The sequence below is a fragment of the Novosphingobium sp. GW835-FHT14H07 genome, from assembly GCF_058793515.1.
This window is the reverse complement of sequence record NZ_JBXAFX010000017.1, coordinates 39,576-56,202: the sequence shown is the minus strand read 5'-3', so window position 1 is coordinate 56,202 and position 16,627 is coordinate 39,576. Positions and strand designations below refer to the sequence as shown.

Genomic DNA, 16,627 nt, shown 5'->3' with positions numbered 1-16,627 from the left:
AAGTCTGTTCTCAAGTGTTTTCGTGAAAACTTTTTTGCCCGTCCGAACGCTCACAACCAGCTGTGCTGCAGGCTTTGGAACGCGACGGCAGCCATGTCATGGCGGGGGCCGACAAGCGACTGAACCGCATTTTAGAAGTGCCGTCGCGAACCGATCATGACCACACGTGGTTAACGAAGTTTCTGCGGCAATGGCTACCTGAACGGAAGCTTCTGCCTAGTAACAACAACTATATCGCGGAAAACGTAAAAAGAGCAGATCGCAAGCCATCAGTCATGTCGTCGGCCGGAACGGGCGGAGGGAACATGACTATCCCGATTGGCACTATTGCAAACCTGAGCACCGCCCCGGACATCCGCGAGGCGATCCTCGACGAGCTGAAGATCCATTCCTCGATCGAGATCGATTGCTCGAGCGTGGTCGAAGCCGACCTCACCTTCCTTCAGATCCTCGCGGCGGCGCGCAAGTTTGCCCAGCGGGAAAGCAAGAGCATCTCGATCGTGCCCGCTGCCGATCCTGCCGTTGCCGGCCTGATCGAGCGCGCGGGCCTTGCCGGGCCGATCTCTGCGATCTGTGACAATCTCTGTGCGACCGGAGCCACCGAGCAATGACCACGATACTCACCGTCGATGATTCCATGAGCGTCCGGATGGCAATCCGGATTGCGCTGTCGGGAGCCGGACATCAGGTCGCGGAGGCAGCCGATGGCAAGGAAGGGCTCGAACAGGCCAGGTCATCGAAGTTCGACATGATCATCACCGATCTCAACATGCCGAACATGAATGGTCTGGAGATGATCCGGGAAATCCGCAAGCTGCCGCTTCAGGCCGGTACGCCGATCATATTCCTCACGACGGAATCTGATGAGGGCATGAAGCAGCAAGCCAAGGCCGCAGGCGCGACCGGCTGGCTGGTCAAGCCGTTCGTTGCCGAAAATCTGCTGAAGGTAACCCGCAAGGTGCTGGGGCAATGACCGGGCAGGACCCGATCGAAGCCTTCCGGATCGAAGCCGGGGAGCTACTCGAAGCGACCGAGCAGGCCTTGCTCGATCTCAGCCACGACCTGACCAGCCGGGAGCTCATCGACACCGTCTTTCGCGGGATGCACACGCTCAAGGGCTCGGGCGCGATGTTCGGCTTCGATGCTCTGGCCGCATTTACCCATCACTGCGAAACAGCCTTCGACAAGGTGCGCAAGGGGCAGGCCCGCGCTTCGGCAGAGCTGGTTGCGCTGACGCTTTCTGCCATGGACCACATGCGCACCCTAATCGACCAGCCGAACAGCGATGGCGTGGACAGTGAAAGCGCCGATCTGCTTGCGAGGCTTCAGGCCCTGCTGGACGGAGCAGGCGCCCCTGCAGCCGTGGACTGCGGCGAAGATGCCGGTCACGACACGACAACGGCCACCACGATCACCGCCGGGCCAGGTCAGGGATGGCACCTGAACTTCCGCCTGCCCGCCAATGCACTTGCCACCGGAACAAACCCGCTCCTTCTGCTCGACGAGTTGCGGGAACTGGGCGCCACCGATTTGGTCGCGGATTTTGACGCTGTTCCTCCACTTGACGAGCTCGATCCCACGCAGTGCCTGATGGGCTGGTCGTTGAACCTGCCCGCCAGCGCGACGCGCGATGTCATCGAAGATGTCTTCCTGTTCGTGCTTGACGACATGGAACTGTCCATCACGCCGATCGCGGATGACGAAGCCGCTGCCTTGGCTGAAGGCGGTCCGCCAGACACTGCTGCTGTGGCAGTCTCGCCCGCTCCGTCGGAGCATGCGGCGCTAGTCATCGCGGAAGTCGCCAGCGCAGAACCTGCCAGCGCGAAAGCCGCGCGCGGCCCCAGCGAAAGTGTGCGCGTCCCGGCTGAACGCCTCGATCTGCTGATGGATCGGGTGGGCGAACTCGTGATCGTGCAGAGCCGCCTCGCCCAGCTTGCGGGCAATGGCATTTCCGGCCCTGCGGGCGAACTCGCGCTGCGCTCGATCTCGGAGGAAGTCGAACGACTCGCCAACGAACTGCGCGATACGATGATGGTCTTGCGCATGGTGCCGATTGCCGCGTTGTTCGGACGGTTCCGCCGTCTGGTCCACGACCTGGCCCGCGAGACCGGCAAGTCGATCGAGCTTGTAACCGATGGCGAAAGCACCGAGATCGACAAGACCGTCTCCGAAAGGCTCGCCGATCCGATTGTCCACCTGATCCGTAACGCTTGCGATCATGGACTTGAGACCGAGGAAGAACGGCTTGCGGCGGGCAAGGCCGCGACCGGTCGCATCCGGCTTTCGGCCCAGCAAGCCGGTGGCGAAGTGCTCATCACCATCGAGGACGATGGCCGCGGCATCAGCCGCGAGCGGGTCCGCGCCAAGGCCGAGGCCAATGGCCTGATCCAGCCAGGCCAGGTGCTGAGCGACAGCGAGCTGCTGCAGCTGATCTTCCAGCCCGGCTTTTCCACCGCCGCCCAGATCACCAATCTGTCAGGCCGTGGCGTCGGCATGGACGTGGTCAAGCGCACGATCGAAGGCCTGCGGGGACACATCGACATGACCAGCGAACCCGGCAAGGGCTCGGTCATAACCCTGCGCATTCCGCTGACTTTGGCGATCATCGACGGGCTGCTCGTGAGGGTCGGGGATAACAACTACGTAATCCCGCTGGCGGCGGTCGAAGAGTGCCTGGAGCTGAGCCTGGAGGAAGACATCCGTTCGCGCGGGAGGAGCATGATCCAGTTGCGCGAACGCCTGGTGCCCTTCCTGCGCCTGCGCGAGCTTTTCGCGACGGGCACCCGGCCCGACCCCTTCCAGAAGATCGTGGTGATCGCAACCGGAGGCGAGCGGGTCGGACTTGTCGTCGATCAGATCATCGGCAGCCACCAGACCGTGATCAAATCCATGTCAAGCCTGCACCGTTCGATCCCGAGTTTCTCTGGCGCGACCATCCTCGGTGATGGTGGGGTCGCGCTCATTCTCGATGTCGTCCAGCTCGTTGCGCTGGGCCAGAGCCATGAGGAGCGGCTCCGTGCCGCAGGGTGACGCCATGACCACGACCAGCACAACGCCATGGGATGACAACGGCCAACTGGAAGTGCTGACATTCGACGTAGGCGATGAATGCCTGGCGATCGAGGCCGTCAGCATCCGCGAGATACTCGACCTGCTGCCCGAAACGCCCGTTCCGGGCGCACCGGATCTGGTGGCCAGTGTCGTCAACTTTCGCGGCAAGATCATCCCGATCGCCGATCTGCGCGTGGCCTTCGGCATGCCGCGCAATCCCGGCGAGGAGGCCAGTGCCGATCACCGCATCGTCGTGATCGAGACCGAGATCGACGGAGAGCCGCTCCAGATCGGGCTGCGCTCGGACAAGGTCCACGAAGTGACAATCCTCGACAAGGCGCACAGCAGCGAGCCGCCCGTGCTGGGCATGCGCTGGAAGCGCGAATTCGCGCGCGAACTGGTGCGCCAGCCGGGGTCGGTCATCGTCATTCCCGATTTGCCCACAATCTTCACGTCCCTCGCGGAGGCCGCATGATGCGCAATGTTTTTTCGAGAGTTTCCGAACAGCAGGTTCTCGATGAGGTAAGCCGGGTCGAGCAGGCGCTTGCTACGGGTAATCTTCTGCTTCGGCTTGATGAAACCACCGGAAATGCCCCGACGCGCGCCGTCATGGCGGCGTTCAATCGGCTGCTGGATGCCGTCACCAATCCGGTTCAGGACCTGTCCACGCAGATCGCCCGGATGACCGACGAACATGCAGCCGGCGATATCGATGTCGTGATCGACGCCAATGCCCTGCCCGGCAAGCTTGGCATCATGGCGACACAAATCAACGAGCTCGTTGCAGCACACATCAACGTCAAGAAACAGGCGATGGCCTGCGTGCGCGAATTCAGCCAGGGCAATTTCGACGCGCCGATGGAACAGCTGCCCGGCAAGAAGGCCTTCATCAACGATACGATCGAGACCTTGCGCGGCAATCTTGCCGGGCTGATCTCGGAGATGAACCACATGTCGGGCGAGCATGATCGCGGCGATATCGACGTGGTCATCGATCATGCGAAGTTCCCGGGCGATTTCGGTATCGTTGCACGCGGCATCAACGACATGGTTGCCGGGCACATCGCGGTGAAGAAAAAGGCCATGGCCTGCGTCAAGGAGTTCGGCGAAGGCAACTTCAAGGCACCGCTCGAACAGTTCCCGGGCAAGAAGGCCTTCATCAACGACACGATCGAAACCCTGCGCGGCAATCTGACGGGCCTGATCGCCGAGATGAAGCACATGGCCGCCGAACACGACCGCGGCGATATCGACGTGGCCATCGACGATGCCAGGTTCGAGGGCGATTTCGGACTGGTTGCGCGCGGCATCAACGAAATGGTCGCGGGCCACATCGCGGTGAAGAAGAAGGCCATGGCCTGCGTGAAGGCGTTCGGCGAGGGCAATTTCGACGCCCCGCTCGAGCAGTTCCCGGGCAAGAAAGCCTTCATCAACGACACGATCGAAACCTTGCGCACGAACCTGCGCGAGATCACCGCAGAGATCCAGCGGCTGATCGTGGCAGCGACCGAAGGGCGCCTGTCGGAGCGAGGCATTGCCTCGCGCTTTGTCGGTGACTTCGCCCGCCTCGTGAGCGGCATCAACGGCATGCTCGATGCCATCATCCTGCCCATCGAGGAAGGCAACCGCGTTCTGCGGCTGATCAGCGTCGGCAACCTGCAGGAAACCGTCGATATCGAATGCCACGGCGATCATCAGCGGATGCGTGATGCCATCAATTCGCTGGTATCAAACCTGAAAAAAACCGCCAACGTGGCCGACCGCATCGCCGATGGCGATCTCACGGTCGAGTACCGGGCGCTGTCGGATGAGGACCAACTCGGCAGCGCGCTGATCACGATGATCGACAAGCTGCGGACTGTCGTCGGCACGACCTCGGCTGCGGTTGACAACGTCTCGGCCGGGAGCCGCCAGCTGGCAGCAAGCTCCGAGCAGGTCTCCCAGGGCGCGACCGAGCAAGCCGCCTCGGCCGAGGAAGCGTCTGCGTCGATGGAGCAGATGGCGGCGAACATCAAACAGAACGCCGACAACGCGGCGCAGACAGAGAAGATCGCCCGCCAATCTTCCAAGGACGCTGAAGTTTCGGGCCAGGCAGTCGAGAAGGCAGTCAACGCCATGCGCACGATCGCCGAGAAGATCAGCATCGTCCAGGAAATCGCGCGGCAGACCGACCTGCTTGCCCTGAACGCTGCGGTCGAGGCCGCGCGCGCAGGCGAACACGGCAAGGGCTTTGCAGTTGTCGCCTCGGAAGTGCGCAAGCTGGCCGAGCGCAGCCAGAGCGCGGCAGCCGAAATCGTCTCGGTTTCGTCAGAGACGGTCAAGGTGGCGACCGACGCGGGCGAAATGCTGGCGCGACTGGTTCCGGACATTCGCCGCACAGCCGAACTCGTGACGGAGATCAGCGCAGCCTGCCGCGAGCAGGACATCGGCGCGTCGCAGATCAACGAAGCCATCCAGCAGCTCGACAAGGTCACGCAGATCAATGCCAGCGCGTCGGACCAGATTTCGTCCACGTCCGAGGAACTTGCATCGCAGGCCGAGGAATTGCAGAGCGCCATTTCCTTCTTCCGGACCGGCAATAGCTATGCCGAGCCGCGTCAAAGTACGCAAAGCCGCCGCCAGGCAAGTCCGCCGCGCAAGACCGGCGTGACGCCGCGCGTGGCCACCAAGCCGGTAAAGCGCAACAGCGTAGCCGAACAGAAGGAGCGACTGGCCGGCTTTGCCCTCAACCTTACCGACGGTGGCGCCGACGCCGACGATGCAGACTTCGGACGCGCAGCATGAGCAGCGCGGGTGAACTTCAGGTCGTGGAATTCGGCCTGGGCAACGAGGTTTTTGCCATACCCGTCGCTCTAGTGCGCGAAATCCTCGATTATGCGCCACCCTCCTACCTGCCGAATGGGCCTGCGCATTTCATCGGCCTGACGGATCTTCGCGGCCAAGGCGTGCCCACGGTCGACTTCCGCCGGCGTCTCGGCCTGCCGTCTGCCGACCCCACGCTGGCCACGCGCATCCTGATCCTCGATGTGCGGTTGACCGACCGCCTGCTTACGCTGGGCGTTGTCATCGACCGGGTGTTGAGCGTCACGAGTTTCGAGAAGGCGGACATAGAACCTGCCCCGGATATCGGGATCAGCTGGAACTCCGAATACATAACCGGCGTGGTGCGCCGGGACACGGGCTTCGTGGTCATCGTCGACGCGGCCCGGATTTTCACGACCGAAGATGCCATCGGGATCGGCAGCGAAGGTCAATTGGTCAACGCCTGAAACACCCGCGACAGCGAACGGAACGCGCTGCCGCGATCAAGGTGAACGGAACAAGAAGGACGGGAACAACAATGGTCATCAATCCATTCACGGCAGTGTCTTCTGCCCAGGTTCAGCAAGAGATTGCCCGCGTAGAGGCCGCCATCTCGAACGGCGATCTGGGCGCTCGCCTGCACGCTTCAGGCTGCAATGCCCGCACCAGCGCTTTGATCGACGCGATCAATGGCCTGCTCGACCAGTCGCAGGCTCCGGTCCGCGAGCTTGGCAGCGCGATAAAGCACATGACGGCGGAGCATGAGCGGGGCGATATCGACGTGGTCATCGCCTCGGACAATCTTCCGCTGGAAATCGCTGAGATGGCCGCTGACATCAACCATCTGGTAAACGCGCACATCGCGGTAAAGAAGCTTGCGATGAGCATCGTCCACGAGTTCAGCCTCGGCAACTTCGACGCCAGGCTCGATCCGCTGCCGGGCAAGAAGGCCTTCATCAACGACACCATCGAGACGTTGCGTCGCAGTCTGACCGGATTGATCGCCGAGATGAACCACATGGCGAGCGAGCATGAGCGCGGCGATATCGACGTGGTCATCGATCATGCCAGGTTTCCCGGGGATTTCGGTGTCGTGGCACGCGGCATCAACGACATGGTCGCCAGCCACATTGCCGTGAAAAAGAAGGCCATGGCATGCATCAAGGCCTTCGGCGAAGGTGATTTCAACGCCCCGATGGAACAGTTGCCGGGCAAGAAGGCCTTCATCAACGACACCATCGAGAACCTGCGCCAGAACCTGCGCGCGATAACCTCGGAGATCCAGATGCTGATCGGCGCTGCCACGGCCGGTCGCCTCGGCGAGCGTGGCGACGATCGTCGCTTCGTGGGGGATTTTGCCAGCCTGATCAGTGGCATCAACGGTATGCTCGATGCGACGATCCTGCCGATCGAAGAAGGCAATCGCGTGCTGAGCAAGCTCAGCGCCGGCGATCTTGGTGAGCGGGTCGAGATCGATTGCCAGGGCGATCACCAGAAGATGCGGGATTCGATCAACGTGCTGGTCGACAACCTGCGTGCCTTTGCCAGCAACGTGAGCCTTGCCGCCAACGAGGTGGCCGAAGGCAGTTCACAGATGGCAACCAGCTCGCAGCAGCTATCGCAGGGTGCGACCGAACAGGCCGCGTCGGCAGAAGAGGCTTCGGCCTCGATGGAGCAGATGGCCGCGAACATCAAACAGAACGCCGACAATGCGGCGCAGACCGAGAAGATCGCGCGCCAGTCCTCAAAGGATGCAGAGCTTTCGGGAACGGCAGTCGACAAGGCCGTCATTGCCATGCGCACGATCGCGGACAAGATCGGCATCGTGCAGGAAATCGCGCGGCAGACCGATCTCCTGGCACTGAATGCCGCGGTCGAAGCAGCGCGCGCAGGAGAGCATGGCAAGGGCTTTGCCGTTGTTGCGTCGGAAGTGCGCAAGCTGGCCGAGCGCAGCCAAAGTGCTGCAGCGGAAATCGTTTCGGTCTCGGCCGAGACGGTAAAGGCGGCGAGCGAAGCCGGCGAAATGCTGAGCAAGCTGGTGCCGGACATCCGCCGCACGGCAGAACTCGTGTCGGAAATCAGCGCCGCATGCCGCGAACAGGACATCGGAGCTTCGCAGATCAACGAGGCGATCCAGCAGCTCGACAAGGTGACTCAGCAGAACGCCAGCGCTTCGGAACAGATTTCCTCGACGTCGGACTCTCTTGCGACGCGGGCCGAGGAACTGCAGCAAACGACCGCATTCTTCCAGCTGGAAGAGCAGCGCACGTTCTCGCCAGCGGCACCGCGCACGCAGCGCAGCGCCAAGCCGAAGCCAAAGTCGGCGCCTCAGGCTCCCACCAAGGCTCGGCCCGTCAAGCCGAACTCGGTCGCCCACCAGAAGGAGCGGCTCAACGGCTTCGCGCTCGACCTGACCAGTGGTGGGGCAGACCATGAGGACAGCGACTTCGGCCGGGCGGCCTGATTGAAGACCCCCGTAGAATCCTCAAGAAAATGGTGCGCACTTGAACGATCTCAGCCCCCTCTCCTTTGGTCTGGCACCGGATAGCGATTGCATTTCCGCAAGGCAGTTCAAGGCGCTCGCCGAACTGATCCAGCTTGAAACCGGCATCAACATCAAGTCCAGCAAGAAGACCATGCTGGAGGGGCGGCTGCGGCGGCGCGCCCGGGCGCTCGGCGTCGATACGGTGGGCGCGTATTGCGACCTGGTTATCGGCGGGCAAGTCGATCCTGACGAACTCGAGCACCTGATCAACGCGGTCACCACCAACAAGACCGATTTCTTTCGCGAGCCCGGGCACTTTGATTACCTCACGGGCACGGTCCTTCCTCTGTATGCAGAGGAAGGGTGTCGCCAGATCCGCTGCTGGAGTGCGGCATGTTCGACGGGCGCCGAACCTTACACGATCGCCATGCTGCTGGATGACTTCACGTCGAAAAACCGCGGCATCGACTATCGGCTTATCGCCACAGACATCGATACCGAGGTTCTGGCAACGGCGATGAAGGGGATCTACCCTCGCGAACAGGTTGAGCCCGTCCCGGCCCCACTGCGCCGACGCTACATTCTCGAATCCAAGGACCCGCAACGGCAAGAGATCCGCATTGCTCCCGAAATTCGGCGTCGCGTGGGGTTCGGCAGGCTGAACCTGATCGATGATTCCTATGCACTCGATCAGCCGGTGCATCTCATCTTCTGCCGGAACGTCCTGATCTATTTCGACAAGCAGACGCAGGAGCAGGTCGTGCAACGTCTGTGCGAGCAGCTTTTGCCCGGGGGCTATCTCTTCCTCGGCCACTCGGAGTCGATCACCGGCTTCAAGCATGACCTCACTCAGGTTGCCGGCACGGTATTTCGGAGGCCATGATGAACAAGCGTCCCGCACGTACCCGCGTTCTGGTGGTCGACGACAGTGCAAGCGTCCGCCAGACCATGAAGGCGATCCTGGAGGAAGACCCCGAACTGGAAGTCATCGGCACTGCCGCCGATCCATTTGCGGCAGCACGCATCATCCAGACCGAAGTGCCGGACGTGATCACCCTGGATGTCGAAATGCCGAGGATGGACGGCATCACCTTCCTGCGCAAGCTGATGAGCCAGTGCCCGGTGCCCGTGGTCATGTGCTCGTCCTTGACAGAGCAGGGTTCGGAAACGCTGCTCCAGGCTCTCGAGGCCGGGGCCGTCGATGTGATCCTGAAGCCCCGGCTTGGCGTGGCCGACCACCTCAGTGAAGCCCGCGCAACCATTTGCGAGGTCGTGAAGGGCGCTGCCCGGGCCCGCGTTACGGCGCGCAAGCCCGTGCCGCCGCGCATGAGGCCGGAGCAGAAGCTGACAGCAGATGCCGTGCTGCCACCGCCCAGCGGCCGCGCGATGAGCCGCACCACCGAAATGGTGGTCTGCATCGGCGCGTCGACAGGCGGAACCGAAGCCCTGCGCGAGGTCCTGGAAGCCCTGCCCGCGAACTCACCGGGCATCGTCGTGGTCCAGCACATGCCTGAGCGCTTCACGCGCGCGTTCGCCAGCCGTCTCGATTCCCTGTGCGAAGTTTCAGTGAAAGAGGCCGAGCAGGGCGACACCGTGATGCGAGGGCATGTGCTCATCGCGCCCGGAGGCAAGCATACGCTGCTGGAGCGACAGGGCGCGCGCTATCTCGTCTCGGTCCGCGATGGACCGCTCGTTTCGCGGCACAAGCCATCGGTGGATGTGCTGTTCCGATCAGCCGCGCGGTGCGCCGGTTCGAATGCGGTGGGCGTGATCATGACCGGCATGGGCGATGACGGAGCGCGCGGACTGCTCGAGATGAAGGAGGCGGGTGCACGCACTTTCGCACAGGACGAGGCAAGCTCGGTCGTGTTCGGAATGCCGAAGGAAGCAATCGCGCGCGGTGCGGCTGACCGGGTGCTGGGACTCGATAGCATTGCCGGGGAAATCCTCCGGGCCACGGCGCGCTGAGCGATGGCGGCTCTCAAACTTGTCGTCCCCACTCCCGCCAAGGACATCGGTCACGCAGCGCTGATCGAGGATCTGGTCTCGCTGCTCAAGCGTCTGGACGAAAGCTTCGACATGGCCAGCACGCACCTGTGCCAGTCGGTTACGCGCATCCAGACGATCACCTCGGCCCTGACCGAAGTGACCGGCATGTTCGATGGCGGCGTCGGCGTCGAAGCGGTCAATGGATTGCGGATGGCCGCCGAATCCCTGCGCAACGTGCGCAGTCTGGTTCAGGGCAGGTCTCACGAGATCGCGACCATGCACGAGGCCGCCCGGTCTTTGCGGACCAGCGCTGGCGAGGTCATGCGCTGCCTGCAGGTCCTCGACATTTACGGCATGAACGTGAAGATCACCGCATCGGGCCATCCGCAGTTCATGGAATTTGCAGATGCCATGCGCGGCAAGCTCGATCAGGGTGACCGGGAACTGCGCGGCCTCGACCATATGCTCGGAGGGCTTCTCGAAAGTCTTCGCGAGATGGGCGAGAACGACAGGCTGCTCGATCGCGAATGTGCGAAGGTCTTCCCGCAGGTACCCGATGCGCTGATGCGCGAAGCGGGCAACCTGCAGCAGCACCAAATGCGTCTTGGCAACCTGGCCAAGACCATTGCCGGCCTTGCTCTGGCGATTCAGACCGAGCTCCACGCCGCCATCCAGGCAATGCAGATCGGCGACAGCGTGCGCCAGCGACTCGAGCACGTGCTGGCGAGCCTGCGCACGCTTGAAACGCGACGCCAGGACGGCAGCATGGCCGGCTCTGCTGGCGCACCGTTGCTTCGCGTTCTCGCTGCATTGTTCGAAGCGGCAGTCTCCGACTATGGGCGCGACAGGGCCGAACTCGCGGCTTCTCTTTCGCGACTGCAAAGCCAGTGCAGAAATCTCCAGGGTCTTGACGACGACCAGGCCAGCGAGGGCGACGGTGACATGCTGGAGCGCATCGAGGCAAGTGTTGCCGAGGCGCACCTGATGCTGCGCCAGCTGGACCGCGCGAACAGCGAGGGCATGGCGACACTCGACCTGATCCTGCAGACGGTCGATGAAGTTACGGAACGGGCAGAAGCCATCACCCGGCTTCGGCTGGATGTGCAGCACATGGCGATCAATATCGGTCTGAGCTGCCGCACTGCGCAATCCATCGGACGACCGGTGATGGTCATCGCCAACGAGATCAGGACATACTCCGAGCGCCTTGATGCAATCGCCGATGCCATCCAGCGAACGCAAACGAACCTGTCGGCGCCCTGCCACCGCCTGCAGAGCCAGTCGCACGAGAACGGTGGTGCATCGGGGGAACTCCTCGCCCGCTTCCTCACCACGATTGGCGATTGCAACGAAAGAGGCCGACAGGCGATGGCCGTGGTTGAAGCCGAGTCAGACCAGTTGGGATCAAGCCTGGCACTGGCAATCGATGCACTGGAGGAAGCAGGGATGCTGGAAGCGCCCATGCGAAACCTGTCGTCCGTCCTGCAAGGCGCCGGTTCGGATTGCCAGCCGGTCGACGGTGACAAGGCGGTTCTATTGCAGACTATGCTCGACGATCTGGCGCGAAGCTACACGATGGCAGACGAGCGCCTCATCCACAACCAGGCGCTTGTTCCTGGCCTGAATGGGATCGCCATCGCGCTGGATGTGACGTTGGCCCCTGATGACGACGAGGACGATGGCCTGTTCTGAAACCGGCCAATCATCCCCAGCTCTCAATCGGTGGTCGTATCCACCACTGCCGCCTCGGGACCGTTCTTGAGGATCGATTCAATGGCATTCCGGGCGCCGGCCTTGCTAGCGTAGCCTTCGGTCCAGAAGATGGTTTCGCTGTTGTGGCAGAAGTAGGCGACAAACTCGCCTGCCTTGTTTCTGCGGATCTCGAAACGGTGCGCCATAATGACTCTCCCTGTCGTTAGCCCAGGTCCGCAGATATCACGGAAAAGGCGCAGCACAGCAGGCAAATTACGCGCGCGGGGTTGATTTTTGCCTGCAAATGGCGGATGTCCGCCAGCACAAAGTAGCGGGCGTCTGACCCGCCAGGCAAACGAGCGCCAGTGCGCGTCGGGGCCGTGGAATGGGAATGGATCCTGTGTCTGCGGCGGTAAACTCATCACCTGCCAATAGCCATGCCGCCAGCGCATCTGCAGGCGTGGTTCACTGCGCCTGCGCGGCACGCGACCATGCCCCCAACATGCACGAACGCAATTGCCCCTTTGCCGGGGCAGGAACGCCAGAAGGTTGACCATGAACCCCAAAGATACCGCGATAAGCCTCGACCTTATCAATCGCCACTACCAGGAGCCGAACCGCAACCGGTTCGAAAGCAAGTATTTCTGGGAGGAGCTTTACCCCCTGATCGCCACGGCAGGGTTTTCTGCCATCGAAATTCCCTATGAGCCGGTTTGGCAGTTCGGCGGGCGCAGCGGCGTGCCGATGAACCGCTATTGCATCAACACCAAGTACAGCAGCGCGGCGCAGTACCGCGAAGTGCTGGCCGCAAGCGGGATCACACGCGTCACAGGCGTGACCTTCGATCCCAACCTGTTCATGCGCAACGACAACATCCACTTCTTCTTCGGCGCATCCGGCCATTTCGCCGGCGAGGCCCTCGCCCATGCGGCCGATCTTGGCGCGGACTATTTCGCCATAAGCCCCTCGCCCTACTACGGGCGCATCAGGCAGTATCACCCCGATATCGACGCCCAGATCGCCATGTTCACCGATCGCACGGTCGAACTGCTGACCGGCCTTGCCAGCAAGGCCGAGGAACTGGGCGTAAAGCTGGTGCTGCGCAATGAATACTGGAGCCTGTTCGGCGGTGAACGGGTGCTCGCGCTGCTTGCGCGCTTGCCCGAAAGCGTCGGCCTTGACGCTGACACCGCCAACCTCACCGTCGGCGGGATCGACCCGGTGCAGTTCATCACCACCAACATCGCCCGCATCGGCTGTGTCCACCTGACCGACACCAGCTTCGTTGACAGCAACGACACATGGAAGACGCCGAACCCCGAACACCCGCAGCCCCAGGCCACGCAGGTCTTCCGCGATCCCGGCACCGGCTCGGTCGATTTCGCCGCGATTGCCAGCACGCTCGACAAGCTGGGCTATTCAGGCCCCGTGACCTGCAGCGCCCGCCAGACGCGTGATCCGTTCCGCGCACTGCTGCGCACGCGCGCCATGCTCAACCAGCTTTGATTTCCGGAGTTATCCGAAATGCCCAATATCCAATACGCCAACATGAGCCACTGGAAGTCGATCCCTTTCAAGCAGATCGATAACTTCCGCGACTTCTACTACGAGGACAAGACCAACAGCGCCTACTATTCCGACTGGGACAACATCCTGAAATATCAGTCGGCGCTGGGCTTCAACGGCATCGAGATCGCGCCGTGGGACATGGCAGACATCCTGCCGCTGTTCGGCTCGCCCGAAAACTTCACCGCCTTTGCCAAGGACCGCGGCGTCGAGGTTATCGGCATGTTCCATGGTGCCCACGCCTCGCACGATGTCGGCCACTTTGATGAAGCCGTGCAGTCAGGCCGCGAAGCGGTGGACACCATCGTGCGCTTCGGCGGCACCTACATGAACACCTGCCCGACCCAGAACTACTTCGGCTGCGGCCCCCTCACCCGCGAGGAAGTGCAGCAGTGTGCCAAGGTGATGAACGAGATCGGCCGCTATGCCACCGACAAGGGCGTCAAGATCGGCCTGCACAACGAGTTCTTCTGCGCGATCAACCTGCCAAACCATCGCGAACTGATCGAATCCACCGATCCCGCGCTGGTCCACTACTGCATCGACACCGCCCAGATTTCGATCATGGGCGAGGATCTGGTGACCTTCTACAACGACTATCACGACCGCATCAGCACGTTCCACCTCAAGGACACCGCCTCGTCCAACCAGCCCGACAGCCTGCGCTATTCACAGGACCCGGAAATCACAGACGACGGCACGCGCTGGTTCTGGGAACCGGGGATGGGCACGCTCGATCTCAAGGGACTTTACCACGCGCTCAAGCAACACGGGTTCAAGGGCTGGATGTCGATCGAGTACGACGGCTCGCCCGACCTCCTCGCCTCGATGGCGATGACCCGCTACTACCTCGATAACGAACTGCGCCCGATCTACGATTGATCAGGCAGGAATCGCGCCGGCGCATATGCGTCGGCGTCGATTTCCACGGTCAGCTCGTCGCGGGGCAAGCCGAGCAGTAGCTGAGCGCCCAGCCGCGCCGCGGCAGGTGCCGTCTGTATGCCGAAGCCGCCTTGCCCGGCGAACCAGAACAAGCCCTCCACAACCGGATCGAAGCCGTAGACCGGCAGGCGATCCGGCGAGAAGGATCGAAGGCCTGCCCAGCGGCGCTCGAGGGCGGCAATGTTCCAGTCCACCACGTGCTGAAAGCGGTCGATGGCAATGGCAACGTCCAGTTCCTCGGGCGCGGCATCGCCAGCGACATCGGGGATCTCATCGTGCGGTGAAAGCCACAGACGCCCGGCCTGAGGCTTGAAATAGAAGTCCTCGTTGATGCCCAGCGTCAGCGGCAGGGAATCTGCCGGGGCAGGATCGGTGCGCAACTGGACAATCGTGCGGCGCAACGGCTGGATGCCAAGCGGGCAGGCACCGGCAAGGCTGGCAAGCGAGTCCGCCCATGCTCCGGCAGCATTGGCGATGATAGGAGCGCGTGCCTCGCCCCCGGCCCAGGCCAGCCGCCACTGTCCGCCTTCCCGCTCCAGCCGCTCGACGCGGGCCCGCACGCGCATGACTGTGCCGGTCCGCTTCGACGTTGCAAGGTAGTGCTGGTGCAAGCCGGCAACGTCGATGTCAGCGCAGCCGGGCTCCCACGCGCCGACAACCCATTCGGGCTTCAGGCCGGGCACGCGGGATTCGAGCGCCGACCGGTCCTGCAGATGCAGGGTGGCACCCAGGGCAGCGAACTTCTCGATGAAGGCCTCAACCTTGTCGCGGTCCGACGCCTGCCCGATGTTCAGCGCGCCACGCTGGGACAGGAACCCGCCTTCCCGCAAGTAACGGCCCGAAGCCATCGTCAGCGGGAAGACACCGGGTCCGCCATAGGTTTCTTCCCAGAACGCGGCAGAGCGTCCGGTGGTGTGGTAGCCGGGGGTGTCCTCGGCCTCGACCAGCAGCACGCGGGCGTGGGGCGCGCATTCGGCGGCGAGACTGGCACCTGCCATGCCCGCGCCCATGATGGCGACATCAAAGTCTCCGGCAAAGCTGGTCACGCGATGGGGGCCTCCGCGACGGGCGCCATGCGGTCTAGGAAATCGTCAATCGCAGCCATGACCTTGTCTCTCACCGGGTCAGCCTCTCGCAGCAATTCGTGACGGGCTTCCCGTCCCCAGGTCATCAGTTGCGCACGTGGCAGGCGGCGGGCGGCACGCTCGATCGCCTTCCAGCTGACCAGACCATCGTGACGCGCGGCAAGCAGAAGCACCGGCACGTCGACCGCTTCCAGAATCCCGGGAGCATCCAGCACCAGCATCGAGGCATAGGCACGCTCGACCCACCGCCAGGAGCCGGGGCCCATTCCGAGAAAGGAGCGCTGCAGCTTCCATTGCGCCTCGTCCTCGTACCGTTCGGCATCATGCGTCAGCAGTGTGTTCCGGGCTGCGGCGGTTGTCCCGGGCTTCTCGCTGATCTTCCAGGCGGGGCGGGCAGGATCGCCGAATCGGCACATCGCCTCGGCCACCTTGTGCAACGCCCGATTCGGTCCCGGCGTCAGAAAGCCCAGCATCGGAGCGCTCAGGACCACGGCAACAGGGTTAATGCGCCCTTCCGCAAGAGCACGTAGCACGAGGTGACCACCCATCGAATGGCCGATGACGACATGGGGGCCAGGCGTCTGGACGACCCATTGCGACCAGAATGCGGAGAGGTCCTCGATCCAGATCGAGAAATCTTCGACGTGCCCGATTGCAGGATGGGCAGAGAGCCGTCCTGAACCTGCCTGCCCGCGCCAGTCGAGCGCGGTTACCTGCCACCCTTCCTCATGCCAGTAATCGAGAGATTCCAGATACTTCTCGTAGAAATCTCCACGCCCCGGCAAGAACAGGATCGAACCGCGCGGACCGTCCTGGGCCTGAGGAGCGCCATGACCGGGCCAGTCGATCCGGCGGATGACATGGCCGTCTGATGCGGTCCAGAACCCTTCGTTCGCATCCGCCGGAATCGCCCTGCGATCGATCCGACTGCTGGTACCGAACTCCATGCCTGAAACGCCTCCAATGGCGCAGTTGCGCGCCAAGGTTTGGTCACCGTTTGGTAAGTGATTGTCCC

At 62.6% G+C, this 16,627-nt stretch carries 15 protein-coding genes; 12 read left to right on the top strand and 3 right to left on the bottom strand.

Translation table 11 applies throughout. The annotated features are described in order from the left end of the window. Positions 1-62: 62 nt before the first annotated feature. The 10 genes from AC1Q5P_RS15130 to AC1Q5P_RS15085 all read left to right on the top strand — a co-directional run bounded on the left by AC1Q5P_RS15130 (position 63) and on the right by AC1Q5P_RS15085 (position 12,019). The gene (locus tag AC1Q5P_RS15130; protein WP_492519365.1) at positions 63-611 is read left to right on the top strand and encodes an STAS domain-containing protein; all 549 of its coding nucleotides are present in this window, start codon (positions 63-65) and stop codon (positions 609-611) included. Next, positions 608-973 (top strand): response regulator, encoded by a 366-nt coding sequence (locus AC1Q5P_RS15125; RefSeq protein ID WP_039336573.1) that lies wholly within the window; start codon positions 608-610, stop codon positions 971-973. The genes AC1Q5P_RS15130 and AC1Q5P_RS15125 overlap by 4 nt, the downstream gene beginning before the upstream one ends. Then, positions 970-3,030 carry a chemotaxis protein CheA gene (locus AC1Q5P_RS15120; RefSeq protein WP_492519364.1) on the top strand — a complete coding sequence of 687 codons (2,061 nt, stop codon included), beginning with the start codon at positions 970-972 and terminating at the stop codon, positions 3,028-3,030. Before AC1Q5P_RS15125 ends, AC1Q5P_RS15120 begins: the two co-directional genes overlap by 4 nt. After that, positions 3,002-3,526, top strand: coding sequence for a chemotaxis protein CheW (locus AC1Q5P_RS15115; RefSeq protein WP_231735389.1), 525 nt, complete (start codon positions 3,002-3,004; stop codon positions 3,524-3,526). The genes AC1Q5P_RS15120 and AC1Q5P_RS15115 overlap by 29 nt, the downstream gene beginning before the upstream one ends. Then, a complete protein-coding gene (locus tag AC1Q5P_RS15110; RefSeq protein WP_492519363.1) occupies positions 3,523-5,835 on the top strand; it encodes a methyl-accepting chemotaxis protein in 2,313 nt (770 codons plus the stop codon). Before AC1Q5P_RS15115 ends, AC1Q5P_RS15110 begins: the two co-directional genes overlap by 4 nt. Continuing rightward, complete coding sequence (locus AC1Q5P_RS15105; RefSeq protein WP_039336570.1) at positions 5,832-6,320, top strand: chemotaxis protein CheW; 489 nt, start codon at positions 5,832-5,834, stop codon at positions 6,318-6,320. The genes AC1Q5P_RS15110 and AC1Q5P_RS15105 overlap by 4 nt, the downstream gene beginning before the upstream one ends. A 71-nt stretch (positions 6,321-6,391) precedes the next feature. Next, a complete protein-coding gene (locus AC1Q5P_RS15100; RefSeq protein ID WP_492519362.1) occupies positions 6,392-8,317 on the top strand; it encodes a methyl-accepting chemotaxis protein in 1,926 nt (641 codons plus the stop codon). Positions 8,318-8,357: 40 nt separating this feature from the next. Continuing rightward, complete coding sequence (locus AC1Q5P_RS15095; RefSeq protein ID WP_492519361.1) at positions 8,358-9,221, top strand: CheR family methyltransferase; 864 nt, start codon at positions 8,358-8,360, stop codon at positions 9,219-9,221. After that, positions 9,221-10,306 carry a protein-glutamate methylesterase/protein-glutamine glutaminase gene (locus AC1Q5P_RS15090; RefSeq protein WP_062343153.1) on the top strand — a complete coding sequence of 362 codons (1,086 nt, stop codon included), beginning with the start codon at positions 9,221-9,223 and terminating at the stop codon, positions 10,304-10,306. The genes AC1Q5P_RS15095 and AC1Q5P_RS15090 overlap by 1 nt, the downstream gene beginning before the upstream one ends. A gap of 3 nt (positions 10,307-10,309) precedes the next feature. Beyond that, positions 10,310-12,019, top strand: a complete 1,710-nt coding sequence (locus AC1Q5P_RS15085) for a hypothetical protein (RefSeq protein ID WP_492519360.1) — start codon at positions 10,310-10,312, stop codon at positions 12,017-12,019. 23 nt (positions 12,020-12,042) lie between these two features. Here the strand turns inward: AC1Q5P_RS15085 and AC1Q5P_RS15080 are convergent, their stop codons facing one another. Further along, a complete protein-coding gene (locus tag AC1Q5P_RS15080) occupies positions 12,043-12,225 on the bottom strand; it encodes a YegP family protein (protein ID WP_039336565.1) in 183 nt (60 codons plus the stop codon). A gap of 349 nt (positions 12,226-12,574) precedes the next feature. Between AC1Q5P_RS15080 and AC1Q5P_RS15075 the strand changes: the two genes are divergently transcribed. Continuing rightward, positions 12,575-13,525 carry a sugar phosphate isomerase/epimerase family protein gene (locus AC1Q5P_RS15075; RefSeq protein ID WP_492519359.1) on the top strand — a complete coding sequence of 317 codons (951 nt, stop codon included), beginning with the start codon at positions 12,575-12,577 and terminating at the stop codon, positions 13,523-13,525. An 18-nt stretch (positions 13,526-13,543) separates the two neighbouring features. Then, positions 13,544-14,467 carry a sugar phosphate isomerase/epimerase family protein gene (locus AC1Q5P_RS15070; protein WP_427464336.1) on the top strand — a complete coding sequence of 308 codons (924 nt, stop codon included), beginning with the start codon at positions 13,544-13,546 and terminating at the stop codon, positions 14,465-14,467. Here AC1Q5P_RS15070 and AC1Q5P_RS15065 read toward each other — a convergent pair. Both AC1Q5P_RS15065 and AC1Q5P_RS15060 read right to left on the bottom strand, forming a co-directional pair. After that, entirely contained in the window at positions 14,458-15,537 is a 1,080-nt protein-coding gene (locus AC1Q5P_RS15065) for an NAD(P)/FAD-dependent oxidoreductase (protein WP_193828334.1), read from the bottom strand. The two genes, AC1Q5P_RS15070 and AC1Q5P_RS15065, sit on opposite strands and share 10 nt — an antisense overlap. Positions 15,538-15,569: 32 nt before the next feature. Next, positions 15,570-16,559, bottom strand: a complete 990-nt coding sequence (locus AC1Q5P_RS15060) for an alpha/beta hydrolase (protein WP_492519358.1) — start codon at positions 16,557-16,559, stop codon at positions 15,570-15,572. Positions 16,560-16,627 lie beyond the last annotated feature (68 nt).